Source organism: Curtobacterium sp. PhB128 (assembly GCF_004340725.1).
Taxonomy (GTDB): Bacteria; Actinomycetota; Actinomycetes; order Actinomycetales; family Microbacteriaceae; genus Curtobacterium.
The window spans coordinates 42562-62133 of record NZ_SLUR01000014.1 but is presented as its reverse complement, the minus strand read 5'-3'; the positions used below and the strand labels follow the sequence as shown (position 1 = coordinate 62133).

21 protein-coding genes are annotated in these 19572 nt (G+C 70.7%); 14 read left to right on the top strand and 7 right to left on the bottom strand.

What is annotated here, in order from left to right:
• The first annotated feature begins 193 nt into the window (after positions 1–193).
• From EDF23_RS18420 to EDF23_RS18410, 3 genes are read left to right on the top strand one after another with little or no spacing between them, the layout of a single operon-like run.
• On the top strand, positions 194–712 hold the full coding sequence (locus tag EDF23_RS18420) for a GNAT family N-acetyltransferase (RefSeq protein WP_131922719.1): 519 nt from the start codon (positions 194–196) through the stop codon (positions 710–712).
• Positions 709–1350 carry an HAD-IA family hydrolase gene (locus EDF23_RS18415; protein ID WP_123294910.1) on the top strand — a complete coding sequence of 214 codons (642 nt, stop codon included), beginning with the start codon at positions 709–711 and terminating at the stop codon, positions 1348–1350. Before EDF23_RS18420 ends, EDF23_RS18415 begins: the two co-directional genes overlap by 4 nt.
• The gene (locus EDF23_RS18410) at positions 1347–2006 is read left to right on the top strand and encodes a haloacid dehalogenase-like hydrolase (protein WP_243648986.1); all 660 of its coding nucleotides are present in this window, start codon (positions 1347–1349) and stop codon (positions 2004–2006) included. Before EDF23_RS18415 ends, EDF23_RS18410 begins: the two co-directional genes overlap by 4 nt.
• Positions 2007–2012: 6 nt before the next feature.
• On the opposite strand, the gene EDF23_RS18405 is transcribed toward EDF23_RS18410, so the two are convergent.
• The gene (locus tag EDF23_RS18405; protein ID WP_131922718.1) at positions 2013–2579 is read right to left on the bottom strand and encodes a TetR/AcrR family transcriptional regulator; all 567 of its coding nucleotides are present in this window, start codon (positions 2577–2579) and stop codon (positions 2013–2015) included.
• 75 nt (positions 2580–2654) lie between these two features.
• On the opposite strand from EDF23_RS18405, the gene EDF23_RS18400 reads away from it, so the two are divergent.
• Both EDF23_RS18400 and EDF23_RS18395 read left to right on the top strand, forming a co-directional pair.
• Positions 2655–3650: an amidohydrolase family protein gene (locus EDF23_RS18400; protein WP_123936755.1), complete on the top strand. Its 996-nt coding sequence runs from the start codon at positions 2655–2657 to the stop codon at positions 3648–3650.
• 7 nt (positions 3651–3657) lie between these two features.
• Positions 3658–5400 carry an AMP-binding protein gene (locus tag EDF23_RS18395; protein WP_243648985.1) on the top strand — a complete coding sequence of 581 codons (1743 nt, stop codon included), beginning with the start codon at positions 3658–3660 and terminating at the stop codon, positions 5398–5400.
• A gap of 37 nt (positions 5401–5437) precedes the next feature.
• On the opposite strand, the gene EDF23_RS18390 is transcribed toward EDF23_RS18395, so the two are convergent.
• The gene (locus tag EDF23_RS18390; protein ID WP_123936757.1) at positions 5438–5824 is read right to left on the bottom strand and encodes a hypothetical protein; all 387 of its coding nucleotides are present in this window, start codon (positions 5822–5824) and stop codon (positions 5438–5440) included.
• Between the two features lie 14 nt (positions 5825–5838).
• On the bottom strand, positions 5839–6378 hold the full coding sequence (locus EDF23_RS18385) for a hypothetical protein (RefSeq protein ID WP_131922717.1): 540 nt from the start codon (positions 6376–6378) through the stop codon (positions 5839–5841).
• Between the two features lie 117 nt (positions 6379–6495).
• Between EDF23_RS18385 and EDF23_RS18380 the strand changes: the two genes are divergently transcribed.
• A complete protein-coding gene (locus EDF23_RS18380) occupies positions 6496–7377 on the top strand; it encodes a hypothetical protein (protein ID WP_131922716.1) in 882 nt (293 codons plus the stop codon).
• 33 nt (positions 7378–7410) lie between these two features.
• Here EDF23_RS18380 and EDF23_RS18375 read toward each other — a convergent pair whose 3' ends face one another.
• Entirely contained in the window at positions 7411–8619 is a 1209-nt protein-coding gene (locus EDF23_RS18375) for an MFS transporter (RefSeq protein WP_131922715.1), read from the bottom strand.
• Between the two features lie 102 nt (positions 8620–8721).
• On the opposite strand from EDF23_RS18375, the gene EDF23_RS18370 reads away from it, so the two are divergent.
• The 3 genes from EDF23_RS18370 (at position 8722) to EDF23_RS18360 (ending at position 10996) form a co-directional block, all read left to right on the top strand.
• Positions 8722–9537 (top strand): SDR family oxidoreductase, encoded by an 816-nt coding sequence (locus EDF23_RS18370; RefSeq protein WP_243648984.1) that lies wholly within the window; start codon positions 8722–8724, stop codon positions 9535–9537.
• A 115-nt stretch (positions 9538–9652) separates the two neighbouring features.
• Positions 9653–10429 (top strand): hypothetical protein, encoded by a 777-nt coding sequence (locus EDF23_RS18365; RefSeq protein ID WP_243648983.1) that lies wholly within the window; start codon positions 9653–9655, stop codon positions 10427–10429.
• A gap of 24 nt (positions 10430–10453) precedes the next feature.
• A complete protein-coding gene (locus EDF23_RS18360) occupies positions 10454–10996 on the top strand; it encodes a cysteine hydrolase family protein (protein ID WP_131922714.1) in 543 nt (180 codons plus the stop codon).
• 94 nt (positions 10997–11090) lie between these two features.
• On the opposite strand, the gene arr is transcribed toward EDF23_RS18360, so the two are convergent.
• Positions 11091–11501, bottom strand: a complete 411-nt coding sequence (gene arr / locus EDF23_RS18355) for an NAD(+)--rifampin ADP-ribosyltransferase (RefSeq protein WP_131922713.1) — start codon at positions 11499–11501, stop codon at positions 11091–11093.
• Positions 11502–11599: 98 nt separating this feature from the next.
• On the opposite strand from arr, the gene EDF23_RS18350 reads away from it, so the two are divergent.
• The 3 genes from EDF23_RS18350 (at position 11600) to EDF23_RS18340 (ending at position 14000) form a co-directional block, all read left to right on the top strand.
• Positions 11600–12532, top strand: coding sequence for an ABC transporter ATP-binding protein (locus EDF23_RS18350; RefSeq protein ID WP_123314435.1), 933 nt, complete (start codon positions 11600–11602; stop codon positions 12530–12532).
• Complete coding sequence (locus EDF23_RS18345; RefSeq protein WP_131922712.1) at positions 12529–13395, top strand: ABC transporter permease; 867 nt, start codon at positions 12529–12531, stop codon at positions 13393–13395. Before EDF23_RS18350 ends, EDF23_RS18345 begins: the two co-directional genes overlap by 4 nt.
• A 125-nt stretch (positions 13396–13520) precedes the next feature.
• Complete coding sequence (locus tag EDF23_RS18340) at positions 13521–14000, top strand: hypothetical protein (RefSeq protein ID WP_131922711.1); 480 nt, start codon at positions 13521–13523, stop codon at positions 13998–14000.
• Here EDF23_RS18340 and EDF23_RS18335 read toward each other — a convergent pair whose 3' ends face one another.
• Positions 14001–14600, bottom strand: a complete 600-nt coding sequence (locus EDF23_RS18335; RefSeq protein WP_131922710.1) for a dihydrofolate reductase family protein — start codon at positions 14598–14600, stop codon at positions 14001–14003. It abuts the gene before it with no gap.
• A 106-nt stretch (positions 14601–14706) separates the two neighbouring features.
• Here EDF23_RS18335 and EDF23_RS18330 point away from each other — a divergent pair, with 106 nt between their 5' ends.
• Positions 14707–16605: a family 43 glycosylhydrolase gene (locus tag EDF23_RS18330; protein ID WP_131922709.1), complete on the top strand. Its 1899-nt coding sequence runs from the start codon at positions 14707–14709 to the stop codon at positions 16603–16605.
• A gap of 112 nt (positions 16606–16717) precedes the next feature.
• Here the strand turns inward: EDF23_RS18330 and EDF23_RS18325 are convergent, their stop codons facing one another.
• Entirely contained in the window at positions 16718–18235 is a 1518-nt protein-coding gene (locus tag EDF23_RS18325) for an alkaline phosphatase family protein (RefSeq protein WP_207895556.1), read from the bottom strand.
• A gap of 305 nt (positions 18236–18540) precedes the next feature.
• On the opposite strand from EDF23_RS18325, the gene EDF23_RS18320 reads away from it, so the two are divergent.
• Entirely contained in the window at positions 18541–19416 is an 876-nt protein-coding gene (locus EDF23_RS18320; protein WP_131922707.1) for an EamA family transporter, read from the top strand.
• Positions 19417–19572: the final 156 nt, after the last annotated feature.

Sequence of the window (19572 nt, the reverse complement as noted above, 5' to 3'; positions counted from 1 at the left end):
GGTGTCGCGCTCGGCGCGGCTGCTGTGTGCGCGCCGAACACACCCTGGTGCAGGGTGGAGAACCAGCAATGTGCGGCTGGTGAGCGCTCCGGGTGGTTCCCGGTCTGTGCAGGTGATTCGGCGCCCTGCCCGAAGTCGATTGGAATGAGTTCGGACGAGTTTCGCCGACCGCTGTCTGTCCTACGCTCGGTCCATGCAGGGGATCACGCTCCGACCGACGACCGAGGCTGACTGGGAAGCCGTCCGAGCGCTCCGCCTGGAGATGATCCAGGACACCCCGATGGCCTACGCGGAGCACCTGGCGGACGCCGAGCAGCACGACGAGACCGAATGGCGTGCGCGAGGTCGCCGCGGTCAAGACGTCGGGGGGACCTCGCTCGTGGCGATCGACGCCGACGGCCGCTGGGTCGGTGCGATGGGGTCGTTCATACCCGACGCCGCGACCGGACCGTTACTGGTCGGGGTGTACGTCGCACCGTCGCACCGCGGGCGTGCGGCCGGCGTGACCGATGCACTGCTCGACGCGATCGAGGCGTGGGCAGCCGGCCACGGTGCCACGCTCCGTCTCCACGTGCACGAGCGCAACCTCCGGGCGCAGGCCTTCTACGCGCGACGCGGGTACGAGCTGACCGGGGCGACCGAGCCGTACGTCCTCGCGCTCGACGAGCGGGAGCTCGAGATGATCCGTCGACTCGACGGGGTCTCCGCATGACCGGCGGTGGGGTGCGGTGGCTGCTGCTCGACGTCGGTGGCGTGCTGGAGATGGTCGACGACGCGGCATGGCCCGGGCAGTTCCGCACGCGGTGGGCGGCTGCGTTCGGTCTGACGGACGAGGAGTTCTCCGCGCGGTTGTCGGACGCCGACCTGCCCGATGCCGCGCGACGGACCGGGGTCGACGACGAGTACTGGGGAAAGATCGGCGCCGCACTCGGCGCCTCGGCCGAGGTGCTCGCGTCGATGCGAGCCGACTTCTGGGACGCGTACTGCGGTTCCTTGAACGAGCCGCTCTTCGACTTCGTCGCTGGTCTGCGCGGGACGGTCGGGCTCGCGATCCTGTCCAATTCCGGTGACGGCGCCCGTCAGGAAGAGGAGCGACGGTTCGGGTTCGCGGCCGTGTTCGACCCGATCTGCTACAGCCACGAGATCGGGGTCACGAAGCCGGAGCCAGAGGCCTTCCGGATCACGCTCGATCGGCTCGCTGCCGCGCCCGCGGATGTCCTCTTCGTCGACGACGTACCGGAGAACATCGAGGCTGCGCGGGCGGTCGGGATCCGGGCGCACCTGCACGTCGAGACCGCAGACACGATCGCAGCAATCCGCGCGGCGATGCCGGAGGATCGGGAGCAGTGACGGAGCCGGTGCGCGGCATGGTCTTCTTCGACGTCGACGGGACGCTCGTGTCGACCGGTTCGAGCAGCAGTCATCTCGCGGAACGATTCGGGCACCAGGACGCGCTGGACGAGGCTGAGCGTCGGTACGCCGACGGCTCGCTCACGAATCGACAGGTGAGCGAGATCGATGCCGCGGGCTGGCGCGGCGCATCGACGACGACCGTGGACCGCTGGCTCGACGACCTACCGGTGCTCCCCGGTGTGGAGCTCGTGGTGGCGTGGTGCCGCACGCACCAGGTCGTCCCCGTGCTGGCGTCGCTCGCGTGGCAGCCGGTCACTCGGTCGCTCGCGCGGCGGTTCGGGTTCGTCGCGCACGGCGGACCGCGGGTCGGGGTCACGGGTGGCACCTACGACGGGGCGGTGGCGGAGCACTTCGACGATTTCGACAAGCGAGACCGTGCGCTCCGGTACGCGCTGGCCCGTGGCGTGCCGATCGAGCGGTGCTGTGCGATCGGGGACAGTCGGTCGGACATCCCACTCTTCGAGGTGGTCCCCGCGGCGCTGGCTCTCAACGCGACCGGAGCGGCCAGGGCGGCAGCATCGACCGCGATCGACACGGCGGACCTGTCGGACGTCGTGCCGTGGCTCGAGACGTGGCTGAACAGTCTGGACTGACCCGGCTCAGCGAGTGGATGCCCCGGCCTCCGTCGTGAGCTCCTCCACCCAGCCCTGCGCCGCGCGGAGCAGGTCGTCACGTGACGCGCCTTCGAACGCGCTGAGGCGCAGGAAGTGCTGCGTGATCGTGATGCCGAGGATGCCGCTCACGGTCATCAACGCCCGCAGCCGGGCGTCGTCGCCGTCGAGAGAGCGCGCCAGGTTCTCGACCCGCTCGTCGAGGTAGCCGCGCATGGTGTCCGCCGCCTCGGGCACCGTCAGCATCGACCGGACGAGCGCCGCCGTCTCGGCGGGGAGCGCGTCGAACCGGATGCCCAGGACGTCGAGGAGGTGGTCGGCCGCCGCGCGCTCGCTCCCACCGTCCGACGTGGCCGGCAGCTGCACGGCGGTCGCGAACAGCGCTGCCTTCGACCCGAAGTGCTGCATGACGAGCGACGGATCGATGCCCGCTGCTGAGGCGATGCTCCGGATCGTCGTGCCCTCGTACCCGTTCGCACCGAACTGCCGCCGAGCGGCTGCGCGGATGCGCTCGGCGGTCTGTGCGCGTTTCGCGTCGCGTGAGGTCTCGGCCATGCGTCCGACTCTACGGCGTTGAGCGAGGTGTACGGTTCACTCAACGCCGATGAGAGACCAGACGGAGGAACCCCGATGACCCTGATCGCGATCGAAGAGCACTGGAACCACCCGGCCCTGACGGACGCCGTCAACGCCCTGCCCGACGACCGCCGCGACCCGAGCACGGCGCTGGACGAACTCGGCGACAACGGCGAGCTGCTCCGTGACCTCGGTGACGCCCGGCTCGCAGCGATGGACGCGCAGGGGATCGACGTCCAGGTGCTGTCCCTTGCGCCGCCCGGAGCGCAGCCGCTCGATGCCGCGGACGCGATCCCGCTGAGTCGGCAGGCGAACGACATCGCGATCGCCGCGGTCGCGGACCACCCGGACCGGTTCCGCGCGTTCGCGACCCTGCCGATGGCCGACCCGGACGCTGCCGTCGCCGAGCTGGAGCGCACTGCCGGCTTCGGTTGCGTGGGGGCGATGGTCTACGGGCGGACGGGCGAGGTGCAGCTCGACGACCGCCGGTACGACGACCTCTTCGCCGTCGCGGCGTCGCTCGGGCAGCCGGTCTTCATCCACCCGCAGATCCCGTCGAAGCGCCTGCGCGAGGCGGCGTACGAGGGGTTCGACCCGATGGTCGAGCTCGGATTGGCGACCTTCGGGTGGGGGTGGCACCTCGAGGCGGCACGCGCGGCACTGCGCCTGATCGTCGGCGGCACCTTCGACCGGCACCCGGACCTGCAGGTCGTGCTCGGCCACTGGGGCGAGCTGCTGCTGTTCTGGCTCGACCGTGCGGACAGCCTGTCGCGGGTCGCCGGACTCGAGCGGACGGTGTCCGACACAGTCCGCTCGAACCTCCACATCACCAGCTCAGGGATGCTCAGCCCCACGCTGCTCCGGCACGCGCTGGACGTCACGACGACCGATCGGCTGCTGTTCTCCACCGACCACCCGTTCCAGCGACCCTCCGCCGCCGAGATCGACACGTTCCTGCAGCAGTTCCCCTCGGACGCGGCCCGCGACGCGTTCACGTCGGGGAACGCACGTCGGCTGTTCAGGATCGGCGACCAGAAGGATGCGGCATGATCGGTCCGTGCCCAACCCGAACGTGACCGCCGCGTACCGCGCTGCCCGTGACCAGTTGCTCTCCGCAGAGTCCGCCGATGCCGCCCGCGCCGCCTTCCGGTGGCCGGACCTCGGCGACACCTTCAACTGGGCGGACGACTGGTTCGACGTCATCGCGGCCGGGAACGACCGCATCGCGCTCTGGATCGTCGACGCGGCCGGCTCGGAACAGCGGCTCAGCTACGCGGAGATGGCCGCCCGGTCCGACCGTTTGGCCGTTCGCCTGCACGAGCACGGCGTCCGGAAGGGCGACCACGTGCTCGTCATGCTCGGCAACCAGCTCGAGCTGTGGGAGACGATGCTCGCGGTGATCAAGCTCGGAGCGGTGATCCTGCCGACGTCGACGATGCTCGACACCGCCGACCTGCAGGACCGCGTCGACCGCGGAGCCGTCGCACACGTCGTCACGAACCGCAGCGAGACCGCGAAGTACGACGACGTCCGCGGGGAATTCTCGCGCGTGGTGATCGGCGGCACGGCGGACGGGTGGACGGACTACCCGTCGGATCTCGGCGAACCAGCGCCCGCGGGGGAGTCGCGACCGGTCGTGGTCACCAAGACCGCCGATCCCTGCCTCGTCTACTTCACGTCGGGCACGACCTCGAAGCCGAAGATGGTCGTGCACACCCAGACGTCGTACCCGGTCGGACACCTCAGCACGATGCACTGGCTCGGTCTGCGGCCCGGAGACGTGCACCTGGCGATCAGCTCACCGGGCTGGGGCAAGCACGCCTGGAGCTGCTTCTTCGCGCCGTGGATCGCCGAGGCGACCGTCTTCGTCCACGATACCCCGCGGTTCGATCCGGCCGCGCTCCTCGCCCAGCTGGAGTCCGCCGAGGTGAGCACGTTCTGCGCACCGCCCACCGCCTGGCGGATGATGCTCCAGTCCGATCTCGGTGCGCGCCCTCGGGCACTGCGCGAGGTCGTGTCGGCCGGAGAACCGCTGAACCCCGAGGTCATCGACCGCGTCGAACGCGCTTGGGGTCTGACCATCCGCGACGGCTACGGGCAGACCGAGACCACCGCGATCATCGGCAATGCCCCCGGCAGCGCTGTGACCCCGGGGGCGATGGGCCGCGCGTTGCCCGGTGTGACCGTGACGCTGCTCGACCCGGTCACCGGGCAGCCCGGCGACGAGGGCGAGGTCTGCCTCGACCTCGACGAGCGACCGGTCAACCTGATGGCCGAGTACCTCGGTGACCCCGACCGGACCGCGGCATCGATGCGTGACGGCTTCTTCCACACCGGCGACATCGCGGTGCGGGACGCCGACGGGGAGCTGACCTTCATCGGTCGGACCGACGACGTGTTCAAGTCGTCCGACTACAAGGTGTCACCGTTCGAGGTCGAGAGTGCCCTGCTGCAGCACCCCGCCGTGGCAGAGAGCGCCGTCGTACCCGCGCCGGACGACGCCCGGCTCAACGTCGTCAAGGCGTACGTGACGCTCGCCGCCGGGTTCGACGCGACGGCGGAAACCGCCGAACAGGTGCTCGCGTACGCGCGGACCGCACTCCCGGCGTACGCACGCGTGCGTCGGGTCGAGTTCGCGGAGCTGCCGAAGACCATCTCGGGCAAGATCCGGCGCGTGGAGCTGCGGGAGCGCGAGGAGCGTGCGGCCGCAAGTGGCACGCCGATCGACGGTGAGTGGCGCGACGAGCAGTTCCCCGAGCTGCGCGTTGGCCGTCCAGCCAGGCCGTCGATGGAGGCCTGACTGCCGGGTTGGCCCTGACGGCCGGAGTCGCACGGGATCAGCCTTGACGCTGACACTCCGGAAGGAGTGCGTCAAAGGCTCCCGCCTCGGCTTCGCGCTTGATCCGTCCGTGGTAATCGCCGGCAGGGATGGCGCCAGTGGTGATGCTCGAGGTGCGTCCGATGGCCTCAGCGTCCGCGCACACGGCGACGATCACGCCGCCTTCGCCATCCGGTTCGGCCCCTCCGATCAAGTCGCCTTCCCGGTGGAGGATCTGCTCGGTGAGGTCGTACCATGCGTACGACCGACCCGAGGGGACCTGCTCGGTGGCCAGCGCGACGCTCTTGCCGATGAGATCGGTGGTCGCGACGTCAGGAGCGGAAGTGCACCCTGACAACCCGAGCAGTGTGGTCACGATCGCAACGGAAACGAGAGTGATGCGCATGCGTCCTCCTTTAGCTAGAAGCTCCTGATGTCGCAGGAGACGCGTGCGCTGCCAGGATTGAACGCGTACAGCCACTTCGACGTGCCCGACACGTAGTCCTTGCCAGCGCCGGTGATGTGCTTCTGGATCTTGTACTTGTAGCGAACGCCGACCGGGTACGCGACGAGTTGCTTGCCCTTGGGGACCTTCCGCTTGCTGCAGGTCACCGAGACGCTCTGGGCGGTCGAGGCGCTGATCTTCAACTGGCCAGCAGCCCAGCCGCGAGAGGCGCCCAAGTCGAGTCCGATCGTGCGGTTGGCCGTCCTTCCGCGAGTGAGTGAGCAGTCCATCGCGGCGGTTCGTGATCCACACGATGCGAGTTTCTGGGAGCCTACGTGGCTTCCAGTCGACGTCTTGCTGATGATCTTGTGGTAGCTGCCCCACGCTGCTCGAGCGTCCTGTGCGCCCGGTTTCTCCGCCGCGGTCGCCGGACCAGTGGCGCCCAGCCCTGACACTGTGAGCGCGACGCCGATCACTACCCCGAGGGCAGACTTCGTTTTCAGCCGAACAGACATTGATCTCCTGAAGTTTCAACTATCAAATACTGCGTACGAGTTTGGCGTGCTTCACCCTTGTCCCGCAACTCGAGTCGTCAGTCGACCCACGATCGCGTGGGTGTCCAGGCTCTGCACGTGGAACTGATCACCGACGTCTCCCGCGGCACCTGGCTACTCGCCCGGGCGGGTGTATTCGCCACCGTGGGCGGGACAGTCGGAACCGGCTTCGACGCCTACGCGCGCATCCTCCACCCGGTGTCGGCGGACCGAGGGGACCGTTCGATCGTGGACGAATGGGACGACCACTCCGTCCTCGAGTCCGCCCGGTGGCGGTTGTCCGACGTCGCGTCGCGAACGGGCGGCATCGCGCACCCACTCGTCCAGTGGCGGAGCCTGACCGGCCGGACCGACGAGTCCGACCTGGTGTTCGAGGACGGATGGCGCGTCCAGCCCCCCGAGGAAGGCTGGTTCGAGCCGATCCTGCTTGCTGCGCTCACCGAGCACCTGGCCGAGGCCACGTCGACGCCGGACGACCTGGTCGCGGCGGTCTGGGACGGATGGGGTGAACTGAGCGGCGGTTCGACGTTCGCCGTCGGTTGGCAGGGTCCGGGCGAGCCGACTGCGGAGGAGATCGAGTCGATGCAGCGGTACGTCGTCGAGCAGCAAGCAGTACACGACGGAGAACAGGCGGCGATCCGCGCCGCACTCGCCGTCGAGCTCTTCCCGTGGCCGCACCGCGAGTGCTTCCTCCTCTCGATGACCCTGCCGCAGCTCGCCGACCCGACGTGGCTGGACCGCGCTCGGATCGGGACGGTCGTCGACCTCGCCCACACCCCGCAGATGCTCTGGCCGGAAGACCACTCCTGGGTGCTCGCGTCGGAGATCGACTGGGACTCGACGATCGTCGCCGGGTCACTTGCCCTGGTCGACGCGGTCTTGGCCGACGACCGGTTCGAGGCGTTCGCGGTCGACGAGGACAGCGACCTGACGTGGGGCGGCGACCTCGTCAACGGTTGAACCGTGGCGGCGGTCTCGTCCGCCGGCTGTCGACTAGAGCCGCGCGGGGAACGCCGATCGCCGGCCGACCAGCGTGAGCACCGCCGCGATCGCCCCGAACACGATCATCACCACGGCCAGGGCCGGTCCGTCGAACACGGTCAACAGCGCGGCTCCGAAGATCCCGGCGACGAAAATCGCGATGTTGAACGCGACGGGCAGGAAGGCGCTGGCGACGTCGGCGTTCTCCCCGCCAGCCGTGGTGAGGGCCGCCTGCAGCTGCGTCGAGGCACCACCGAAGCTGACACCCCACAGGACGGCGGCGACCAGGACGGCGACCGGCGACGCGTGACCCACGAGCAGGACGATGCCGCTGACGACGAACAGTCCGACGCTCAGGTGCAGCAGGGGCCGGGGATGCCGGTCGAGGAGCGCGCCCGTGACCACGACGCCGAGGATCGCCGCGATGCCGTAGACGAGGAGGACGAGTCCGGCGCTGAGGTCGGTGCCGGTCACCCGCAGGTACGGGGAGATGTAGGTGTAGATCGTGTTGTGCGCGACCATCCATGCGGCGATGACGGCGAGGATGATCGCGATCCCACGGATGCGGAACACCTTGACCACGGAGAGCTTCGCAGTGCCGGTCTGGCCGGGTGCGTCCGGCACGAACGCCGCGATCAGCGCGAGGATGACGACCCCGACGAGGCTGAGGCCGATGAACGACCAGCGCCAGTCCAGGGCGGTGCCGATGAACGACCCGAGCGGCGTGCCGAGCGCGAAGCCGACGGGGGCGCCCGTGGAGACGATGGCGAGCGAGACGCCTGCGAACCGGGAGGGACTGATGCGCCGCGCGTAGGTGGCGAACATGCCCCAGATGATCCCGGACATCGCGCCGGCGACGAACCGCGTGACGAGCGCGATGGTCACGTTCGGGGCGAACGCGGTGACGGTGTTCGCGATGATCAGCACGGCGATGGCTGTCATGATCAACGGCTTGCGGCGCAGGCCCCGCGTGAGGGCGATCGCCGGCACCGTGGCGATGACCGTGCCGATCGCGTAGGCGCTGACGAACAGCCCGACCGTGCCCTCGGACGTCCCCATGCCGTCCGCGATGACCGGCAGGAGGCCCGCGGGCATGGTCTCCATGGCGACGAGCACGAACCCGATCGCCGCGAGCAGTGCGAGCGGGAACCACGGCAGCCGGTCGTCGGCAACCGGAGTGGTCGACGGAGCCGACGGGGTCGTGGTCACGAGGGGGTCCATGTCCCTGACGCTAAGGCGGCTCGAGCATCGGGAGGGAGGTTCTGCTCGACCCCGTTTCGGCAGAGCCTCACTCGCTGCGCGGAAGTGGTCTTCGCTGGGGGCATGACCGAACCCCAGACCTTCTTCATCACCGGGACCAGCCGCGGCATGGGTACCGAGTTCGCGCGCGCCGCCCTGGACGCCGGACACCACGTCGTCGCGACCGGGCGGGACCCGGAACGTGTCGTCGCAGCGGTCGGCCAGCACGACGAGCTGCTCGCCGTCGCGTTGGACGTCACGGACGAGCGCACCGTCCGGAGCGCGGTCGAGGCAGCGATCGAGCGGTTCGGCCGCATCGACGTCCTGGTGAACAACGCCGGGAGCTTCCAGGGCGGGTTCTTCGAAGAGGTCTCCCCGGAGCAGTTCCGCGCGCAGATGGAGACGAACTTCTTCGGTGCGATGAACGTCACCCGCGCGGTGCTCCCCGTCATGCGGGCGCAGGGCTCCGGTCGGGTCATCAGCATCAGCTCGACCGCCGGCATCGTCGCCGGTGCCGGTGGGAGCGCGTACGCCGCGTCGAAGTTCGCGCTCGAGGGGTGGATGGAAGCGCTGCACGACGAGGTCCTGCCGTTCGGCATCCACACCACGGTCGTCGAGCCCGGCTTCTTCCGGACCGATCTGCTCGCGGAGGGCAGCTCCACGTTCTGGGGCGACGTCCACCTCGACGACTACCGGTCCTCGTCGGACCAGACCAAGGAGTTCTTCCGCGGCATGGAGGGCAAGCAGAGCGGCGATCCGGCGAAGCTCGCCCGGACGCTCCTCGCCCTGACCGAGATGTCCGCACCACCGGTGCGCCTCGTCGCCGGTGCCGACAGCGTCGAGGGGTCGTGCGGAAGGCGCAGCTGCTCATCGAGCAGGCGCGGGCGTTCCCGGAACTGACCACGTCGCTCGACCTGGACGACCAGTCGCGCTGAGGAGGGCGACCGGGTAGCACTCGGGACACAGCGCGCGGATCCGGCTCCGGCGCGCAGCCCGCGGCAGCGAGACTGGGTCGGTGCGCTCTCGTCTCGTCATCGGACTCCTCGTCGCCCTCGCCTGCACCGTGCCGCTCACGGCGTGCTCGGCCGCGGAGGGCCTGGCCCGGAACGCACTGGGGTCGTCTGGCGGATGGAGCGGCACCGAGACGGCGGTTTGCCCGAGCGCGGAGGCGCCGGCGCCGGACGCAGCGAATGCGACACCGGACCCGACCCCGGCGCCGACGCTCGACCCCGCCGTCGCGAGCCAGGTGCGCACCGCCCTCCGACAGGTCCGTGCGCTCCCGGCCGTCGCCGAGGCGACGCAGACGACCACGAACACTCCCAGTTCCGCCCCGGACCCGACCTGCTCCACCCGGTGGGTCACGTCGAACCACTTCGCGTCGCGGTTCACGGTCACGATGGACCCCGACGCGACCCCGGCTCGGGCCGGAGCCGTCCCGACGACGATGGCCACCGAACTGGCGTGGACCGGCGTCTCCCTGACGCTGACCGTGCCGGCGGACGAGGGGCACATCGCCAGCACCGTCCACTACGACGGCACGTTCGACCAGCAGATCCCGATCTCGACGTCCACTGCGGTGGCGCAGGGACTGACGACCCTCGCCGCGACCCCGCACTTGACCGGGCTCGAGGCCTCGATCCCGTACACGATGCGCGTCGACTACGGCTCGCTCGTCATCGGCGTGGACTCGGACGACCAGGGCGCCCTCGACCGCGTCCGCGCCGTGATCGACACGACGGCCTTCGCGGACACGACCCTGCACGGTTCGTTCGGCAACGGCGCGAAACCGTGACCCGCCGCCCGCCATACTGAACCGATGACCCGCGCGCTGCTCCTCGTCGACATCCAGCTGGATTACTTCCCGGGCGGGGCCTTCCCCCTCGTCGAACCCGAGGCCGCTGCCGCCGCGGCCCGCACCGTGCTCGACTCCTTCCGCGCCGCCGGCGACCTGGTGGTGCACGTCTTCCACGTGTCCACCGACCCCGACGCCTCGTTCTTCGTGCCGGGCACGCCGGGCCTCGACTTCCACCCGTCGGTCGCGCCCGTCGATGGCGAGCCGGTCCTCGAGAAGCACGAGCCGAACAGCTTCATCGGCACCGGACTCCAGGAACTGCTGACCGACGCCGGAGTCGACGAGGTCACGATCGTCGGGATGATGAGCAGCATGTGCATCGACTCGACGACTCGAGCCGCGCACGAACTCGGCTTCACCGCGACGGTCGTCGCCGACGCGTGCGCGGCGCCGGACCTGGCCTCCGGGGGCGTCACCGTCCCGGGTGCGAGCGTCCACGCCGCCTTCATGGCGGCGCTCGACGGCAGCTTCGCGACCGTCACGACGAGCGACGCGCTGAGCCGCTGACGTCCGCAGGGCGCGTTCGGGGCACTGAGACCAGGGCGAAGCGGACGGGAGGCCCGTGGCGGCCCCGCCCCGAGCCTCCCGTCCGCCAGCCGGCTCAGTTGATGATCTCGCCGCGCTCGTCCGCGCGCAGTGCGGCCAGGCGCTCGCGCCAGCGGCGCAGCGCGTCGGGCGTGAGTCGGGGCCAGTCGGTGACCTCGCGGACGATCCGCACCGGTTCGGTGCTGCGGTAGGACCGGGTCGGGTTGCCGGGGAACTTCTTGTCGGTGACGTTGGGGTCGTCCTCGTACGGACCGGTCGGCGCGACCTCGTAGACCCGCGGTTCGGCGTCACCGGCGGCGAGCTCGGCCGCGAGCCCGGCGCCGTCGGAGACCGCCGTGAAGTAGACGTGGTTCATGACCACCTCGGGGCGGTAGTTCGACCGGAAGCCCGCGGTGAGCAGGTCGCCCGGCTCGAGGTCGGCCTTGGTGCCGTGGAAGAACGGTCCGTCGTCCTGTGCCTGCTTCACGGCGACAGGCTACGCCGAGCGGGTCCGCCCCCAGGCACCTGACATATCCCCCTTCCGACTGACGCGCCGCCGGACACCGCTGCAATAGCGTGGCCGCCGTGATCGAAGTCAGCCACCTCACCAAACAGTACGGTCCGAAGACCGCCGTGGACGACGTCTCGTTCGTCGTCCGACCCGGCAGTGTGACCGGCTTCCTGGGGCCGAACGGCGCCGGGAAGTCCACCACGATGCGCATGATCATGGGCCTCGACCGGCCCACCGCCGGGAGCGCGACGGTGAACGGCCAGCCGTACACGACGTTCCGCGACCCGCTCCGACAGGTCGGTGCGTTGCTCGAGGCGAAGGCGGTCCACTCGGGCCGCAGCGCCTACAACCACCTCCTCTCGCTCGCGGCGACCCACGGCATCCCGAAGGCCCGCGTGCACGAGGTCATCGACATGACCGGCCTCGAGTCGGTCGCGAAGAAGCGCGTCGGTGGGTTCTCGCTCGGCATGGGGCAGCGCCTGGGAATCGCTGCCGCACTGCTCGGCGACCCGAAGACCCTGATCCTCGACGAGCCCGTCAACGGCCTCGACCCCGACGGCGTGCTGTGGGTCAGGCAGCTCGCCCGACGCATGGCCGCCGACGGTCGCACCGTCTTCCTGTCCAGCCACCTGATGAGCGAGATGGCGCAGACCGCTGACCGCGTGGTCGTGCTCGGCCGCGGCAAGGTCCTGGCCGACGCCCCGATCGCCGAGTTCGTCGCCGGTGGGGGAGCCGCACCGGGCGCCGCCGGTGGTGGCAGCCGGGTCATCGTCCGGACGCCGTCGCCCGACCAGCTGTTCCAGGCCATCGGCCCGAACGCGACCGTCACCCCGCGCGAGGACGGCACCTTCCTGGTCGTCGGTCCCGACGCACCGACGGTCGGCAACATCGCCGCCCAGGCCGGCGTCGCACTGCACGAACTCACCCCGACCGGCGCGAGCCTGGAGGAGGCCTACATGGCCCTCACCCGCGACGACGTCGAGTACCGATCGGAGGGCACCCGATGAGCGCCACCACCCCGCCCGTCACCCGGACACACTCGGCTTCCGTGCCGGACTCGGTCCGCCTGTCGTTCCCGCACCTGGTCCGCAGCGAGTGGATCAAGCTCCGGAGCATCCGGTCCACGATCTGGTGCTACGCGATCCTGGCCGTCCTGACGATCGGCATGGCCGTGCTGCTCGGCGCGTACGTCGTGTCGCCGGACAACGCGCCGCAGGACGTCGCGAACGGCAGCTTCGTGAGCATCAACACCACGGGCGTCTCGCTCAGTGCGCTCGTCGTCGGTGTGCTCGGCGTGCTCATCATCACCGGCGAGTACGGCACCGGTCAGGTCCGCTCGACCTTCACCGCTGACCCCCGTCGCACGGGCGTGATCCTCGCGAAGGCGACCGTCCTCGCGCTGACGACCTTCGTCGTGAGCGTGGTGTCGACCTGGATCGGCGTGGTGCTGTCGGCGCTGCTCCTGGCCTCCGACGGCACGAGCCCGCAGATCGGCGACCCGTCGGTGTTCATGCCGATCCTCGGCTCGTCGGTGTACGTGACGCTCCTCGCGCTGCTCGCCTACGGCATCGGGCTGTTCGTCCGGTCCAGCGCCGGTGGCATCGCGATCACGCTCGGCATCCTGCTCGTGCTGCCGGTGATCCTGTCGCTCGTGTCCGGGCTGCTGAACGCCGAGTGGATCGGCGACGTGTTCAAGTTCCTGCCCGACCAGGCCGGCAGCCAGCTGTTCGCGTACCCGTACACCGGTGCGGACGCGGGACCGACGAGCGGCGTGGTCCTGAACGGCTGGGGCGGCTTCGGTGTCCTGGCGGCCGAGGTGGTGGTCGTGGGTGCACTCGCGCTGACGGTCGCACGTCGACGCGACGTCTGACCCGACGCACTTCGCACGCGTTCTGCGACGTCCCACCTGTCGATCGACGGGTGGGACGTCGTTCGTTGCGCACGCATCGACTGCTCGTGCGACGAGCGGCCCCGCGGCGTCGCTATGCTCACGGCGTGCGACACCTCCCCGCCCTGGTCCTGCCGGCGCTCGCCGTCGTGGCCCTGCTCGCCGGCTGCACCTCGGCGCCGCCCGTCGACGAGCAAGCGCTCGCCAAGTGGAAGACGCAGCAGGAGGCGAGGACCGAGACCGAGGACGCGGTCCTCGGCGTGCTGAGCGCCGACACGACCCCCGGCGACGAGGACCCCGCCCATCTCGAGCCCGGCGTCCGCGTGCAGTTCCCGGACTCCCGGACGATCGACCACCTCGAGTTCTCCTGCTACGGCAACGGGCACATGCGTGGCATCGTGCGGACGGTGCTGCCGGGCGGATCGCAGAGCATCGAACTCGATCCGATGGACTGCCGCGACAGCCCGCACCAGATCGAACTGTCATCGAGCAAGGCCGTCGACAGCGTCGCGTTCAACGACTTCGACAGCGACCGGCCGAGCGCCTGGCGACTCGTCATCTTCGGTCCAGGGCCCTCGGGGGAGTGACTACCGCAGCACCTGGTAGCGGTGCAGCGTGACCCCGTTGTGGTACTCCCGCTGCTCGAGCAGGTCCAGCAGCACCGGCGGTCGCACGCCCGTCGCCGGCGGGTCGAACAGCGGCCGACCGGCGCCGAGCACCGCGGGGTGCGTGTAGAGCAACAGCTCGTCGAGCAGCCCCGCGTCGAGCAACTGCGTCGCGAGGTTCGGGCCGCCGACCCCGATGTCACCCTCGGACTCCTCGCGCAGGACGGCGAGCTGCGCGATCGCGTCGTCGCCCCCGATGATCCGGGTGTTGTGGTCGGCGCTGGTCCGGGTGCGCGAGACCAGGACCTTCGGCTGGTCGGTCCAGACCTCGCCGTACTCGCGCATGAACGCCGGCATCGACTCGTCGGTGCGGGCGTCCGGCCAGAACGGGTCCATCATGTCGCGGACGACCCGCCCCTCGACGGACAGGGTCATCGCGGCGGCGCGGGCGTTGAACTCGCGGTGCAGCGGCTCGTCGATCCGCATCCACTCGGGCCCCTCGACGTCGCCGAGTTCGCCCTCGTCACGCTCGACGAAGCCGTCGATCGACACGTTCATCCAGTACACGAACCTCGCGGGCATCGCTGACTCCTTCGTCGCGCGGAACCGGACGGAACCGGTCCGGTCCGCTGCCCGCGAGCGTACGCTCGCGCACGCAGCCCTTCCTCGACGATGAGAGCAGGACCCCGTGCGCCGAACAGTCGCAACCATCCTCGCCGTCGCGACGCTCACGGCGGTCGCGGCCACGGGCCTCCCGGTCGGCCCCGCCGCAGCGGCAACGCCCGTGGCGGACCGGACCACCGGACACAGCGGCTCGGGACACGGCGCGGCTGCGCCGACCCACCGGAACCCGGTCGCGCTCAGCCTGCCCGACGGCGAGACGGCGGCGAGCTGCGCCGACCCGACCGCGATCCGCGGCGTCGGGCGCGACCGCAACTGGTACCTGTACTGCACGACCGACGCGTTGACGGCGACGGAGCAGAACGCCGACGGGTCGCTCGTGCAGCACGGTGTGCCGACCTACCGGTCGACCGACCTGACGCACTGGACGTACGTGAACGACGCGTTCCCGACGCGACCGGCGTGGGTGGGGTCCGCCAACGGGATCTGGGCGCCGGACGTCGTGTACCGCGCGGGCGACCGCGGTCGCGCGGGCACCTGGTACCTGTACTACGCCGCGTCCGACACGCCCTCGGCATCGGCACCGACCGGCGGGGGATCCGCGGTCGGCGTCGCGACGAGCTCGAGCCCGACCGGTCCGTGGAAGGACTCCGGCGGCCCGGTCGTGGCACCGCAGACCGCCGCGAACGGCACCGGGGCACGCTGGGCGTTCGACCCCGAGGTCATCACCGACAAGGGCACCACGTACCTGTACTTCGGCAGCTACTTCGGCGGCGTCAACGTCCGCACGCTCAGCGCCGACGGACTCCGCTCCGACCCCGCGAGCGAGCGGCAGATCGCGATCGACAACCGGTACGAGGGCGCGTACTTGATGCGCCACGACGGCTGGTGGTACTTCACCGGCTCCGCCACGAACTGCTGCAACGGCGCCCTGACCGGGTACGGCGTCTTCGTCGCCCGGTCGCGCAGCCCGCTCGGACCCTTCACCGACCAGGACGGGGTGGCGATCACGAGCACCCGGGTCGGCGGGACACCCCTCCTCGCGCAGAACGGCAACCGCTGGGTCGGCACCGGGCACAACACCGTGGTCACCGATCTCGCCGGCCAGGACTGGATCATCTACCACGCGGTCGACCGCGGCGACCCGTACTACGCGGGGCAGCCGACGTACACGAAGCGGCCGGCGCTCATCGACCCGCTCGACTGGCGGCACGGCTGGCCCGTCGTGCGGGGCGGGGCGGGACCGTCCGACACGGTGCAGCCGGGGCCGGTCGCACAGCCGGGACAGCGTGCGACCTACCGGGCGACCACCGCACCCGTCGACGTGCCCGGACGGACCATCCGCGCGCTGTCGACCTCGTTCGACGGCACCACCCTCCCCACGGCGCTCCGCTGGACCCGCGAACCCGACCGCTCGACCTGGACCGTCGGCGGCGGCGCGTTCCGCTGGCAGACGCAGGACGCCGACATCCACCCACCGGCGACGCCACTCGCCTCGGTCCTGTCCGAACCGGCGCCGCGGGGCGACTACGTGCTGCAGACAACCGTCGCGGTGGACACCCCCGCCACCGGCGACGGCGTGAACTACGTGCAGGGCGGACTGATCGTGTGGGGCGACGACGGCGACTACGTCCGGCTGACGTCGAACTCGATCTTCAACACCCGGCAGACGGAGTTCGGCAAGCAGGTGTCCGGGCAACCGGCTGGGGCGCCGAGCTACGGCAACACGGTCGTCGGACCGGTCGGGGACACCACCACGCTCCGGATCGTGCACCGGGTCGTCGACGGTGAGCACCGGTACACGGCGTCCACGAGCGTCGACGGGCGGCACTTCGTCCGGGGCGGGACGTGGACGGCGGACCTCGGGAGCGCGCCGAGGATCGGGCTCATCTCGCTCGGCGGTGCCGGGTTCACGAGCACGTTCGAGGACCTGCGGGTGAGCACGGTGGCGACGCACCGGCGGTGACGGACGCGTGGTCGCGTGCGCAACGCGGGCGCGGCTCGAGTGGGTGACCGGAGAAGCACGGGAGGCACGGTGCCAGCTGGCACCGTGCCTCCCGTCCGCTCCGCGGTCGCGTTCAGCGCACCTGCGGCTCGTCGATCGCCCAGTACCAGTCGTTGTCGGCGTTGGTGAGCGCCCACTGGACGCGGACCTGCTTCGCGCCCGCTGGCACCGTGACGGGGACCGACGCGACCTGCGCGACCTGGTCGGTCGTGTACGACGCGACCTGCCGGAACGCGCCACCGTCGAAGGAGACGAGGACGGTGGCCTGCTGCGTGCCCTCCTGGCGGTAGTGGTTGCCGAACGACACGGTCGCGCTGGTCTTGCCCGCGACCGAGTACGGCTGCGAGGTGATGCGGCTCGAGAACGTGCCCGTGTGGGTCTTGTCAGCCCACTCGTCGGAGTCGGCGACGGCGAAGACACCGCGTTCGCGCACGTTGGCCTCGCGGGTCTGGTCGCGCTGCGACTGCGTCCAGAAGTCGTCGTCGGTCAGGGTCCAGCCGGCCCACTCGGTGACGCCACCGGTGCCCATGCCGGTGTTGTCGACGCTCCAGCCGGTCGGCATGCTCTTCGTCCAGCCGAGCGTCGAAGCCGGGATCCCGGTCTCGTCGACGCGGGGCTTCAGGGCACCGACCATCGTGTCGAACGGGTCGGTCGACGCGGTCGCGAGCGGACGGCCGTCGAGGTCGGCGGGGCGGGCGACGCCGAACGTGGCGAGGACGTCGGCGGCGATGTCGACGTTCTTCGGGCGGATCGCCGGGGTCTGCTTCGTGATGCCGGGGCCGGTCTTGATGATGAACGCCGAGCGCTCGGCCGGGGTGCTGCCGCCGTGGCCTCCGGCGTCGGTGTGCCCGTGGTCGGCGGTCACGATGAACGACCACTGCTCCGACGAGTACGTCGAGCGGGCCTGCACCGCTGCCTGCAGCCGCCCGACGTACCCGTCGACCTCGGTGATGGCGTCGAGGTACTGCTGCGACGCGGCACCGTACGAGTGGCCGGCGTGGTCGACGTCGTCGAAGTGCACGAACGAGGCGTTCGGGCCGGTCGACCGGAGGGTCGACACGGCGTTGGCGGCCGCGTCGGCGTCGCTCGTGGCGGCGTACCGCTTGTCCACCGTACCGATGAGCGGCGTGCCGACCGAACCGTCGACGATCGGGTTCCAGCTGGCATCGGCGTACGTGGTGAGGGCGCTGTTCGCACGTTCGAGCCGGGTCAGGAAGTCGGGGTACTTCGTGATGTCGCTCGTGGTGCCCCACGTGTTGCTGAGCACCTTGTGCTTGTCCGGCCAGACGCCGGTCAGGTTCGTCGCCCAGCCGGGGCCGGACAGTGTCTGCGCCATCGGGGCGGCGTACAGCCAGGTCTTCGAGGAGTACCCGGACGCGATCATCGCGTCGAGGTTGGGGGCGTCCGCCGCGGCGATGCGGTCGAACAACGCGCCGTCGATGCCGATGACGACGACGTGGTTGCTGCTGGCGGCGGCTGCGGCCGGGGTCGCTGCGGTGGCGGCGGGTGCTGCGGCGATGCCGGTGGCGAGGCCGCTCGCCGCCAGTGCGATCGCGGTCGCGGCGATGGGGATGGTCCTGGGGATGCGCACGGTCGAGGCCCTTCTCGAGGTCGGTGGAGTGGCCAGCCCATCGGCGCAGCGTGGCCTGGGGCGTGCGAGCCGGGAGCGCGGGGACGAACGCGTGGTGAACCGCAGACGCACCTGTCCGGACAGGCTGGAACGTCGTTCGCCGCCCGTGCTACGGTCCTGTCGACAGCGCCTAGGGTTCCGGGACTCCCGTCCGACTGGTCCGAGCGGCGCCACGGCCCGCCACCGAACGCGGACCGTCATCTGAACGGACAAAAGCCTGGAGGACCTCGCTCGTCGCGCCGCGCGTCGAGCAGAAGGTCCTGCCCGTGACTCCGTTCGCCGTCCTCCTCGTCCTCTCCGCCGCCGTCGCGCACGCCGCCTGGAACGTCATCGCCCACGGCGTGAGCCGGATCGGGCTGCCGTTCCTGTGGCTCGGTGCCGTGTCGAGCGTCGTCGTGTGGATCGGCGTGGTGCCGTTCACCGGTGGGCTCGGCACGGGGAGCCTGTCCGGCTTCCTGGTCGGCATCGTCGTGTCCGGGCTGCTGCACGTGGCGTACATGCTCGTGCTGCAGCGCGGGTACCGGGTCGGGCAGCTGTCCACGGTGTACGCGACCGCACGGGGGACCGGCCCGACGATCAGCGTCGTCCTCGCGATCACCCTGCTCGGCGAGCGGCCGTCGTGGTGGGCGTTGGCGGGCGGTCTGCTGGTCCTCGTCGGGGTCGTGGCGGTCGGACTCGCCGACCGGGGGACGGGGCCCACTGCCCGAGCCCTGCCACGCCGTCGGCTCGACCCCGGCATCGTCGCCGGGCTGCTCACCGGTGTGGCCATCGCCGCGTACACGATCTGGGACGCGCACCTGGTGCGCGGCGGCGTCGCACCGGTCGCCTTCATGGTGGGCTGCACGGCGGTCGAGATCGTGCTGTTCGGCGCAGCCCTCGGCCCGCGTCGGCGCGAGGTCCTGCCGGTCCTCCGTGCGCACTGGGGGCGGGTCCTGGCGTTCGGGGTGCTCTCGCCGCTGTCGTACATCCTGGTGCTCGTCGCGATCACCATCGCACCGGTCGCGCTCGTCGCCCCGATGCGCGAGGTCAGCGTGGTGCTCGTGAGCGTGTTCGGCGTCGTGGTGCTGCGCGAGGGGCGGGCCGGGACACGGATCGCGGCGTCGGTCGTCGTGCTCGCCGGGATCGCCCTGCTGGCGGTCTGAGGGAGGACCGTCCCGCGCCGGCAGGGGAGACCTGTCCGGACAGGTGCCTGTCGTGTTCACCTGCCGGTCACCCTCGGTGCACCGGTTGGGCACGGCGCGCAACCTGTCGGATGCCACAGTTGCGGCGTCCCGAGCGGACGGCGGACCCCGCCCCGC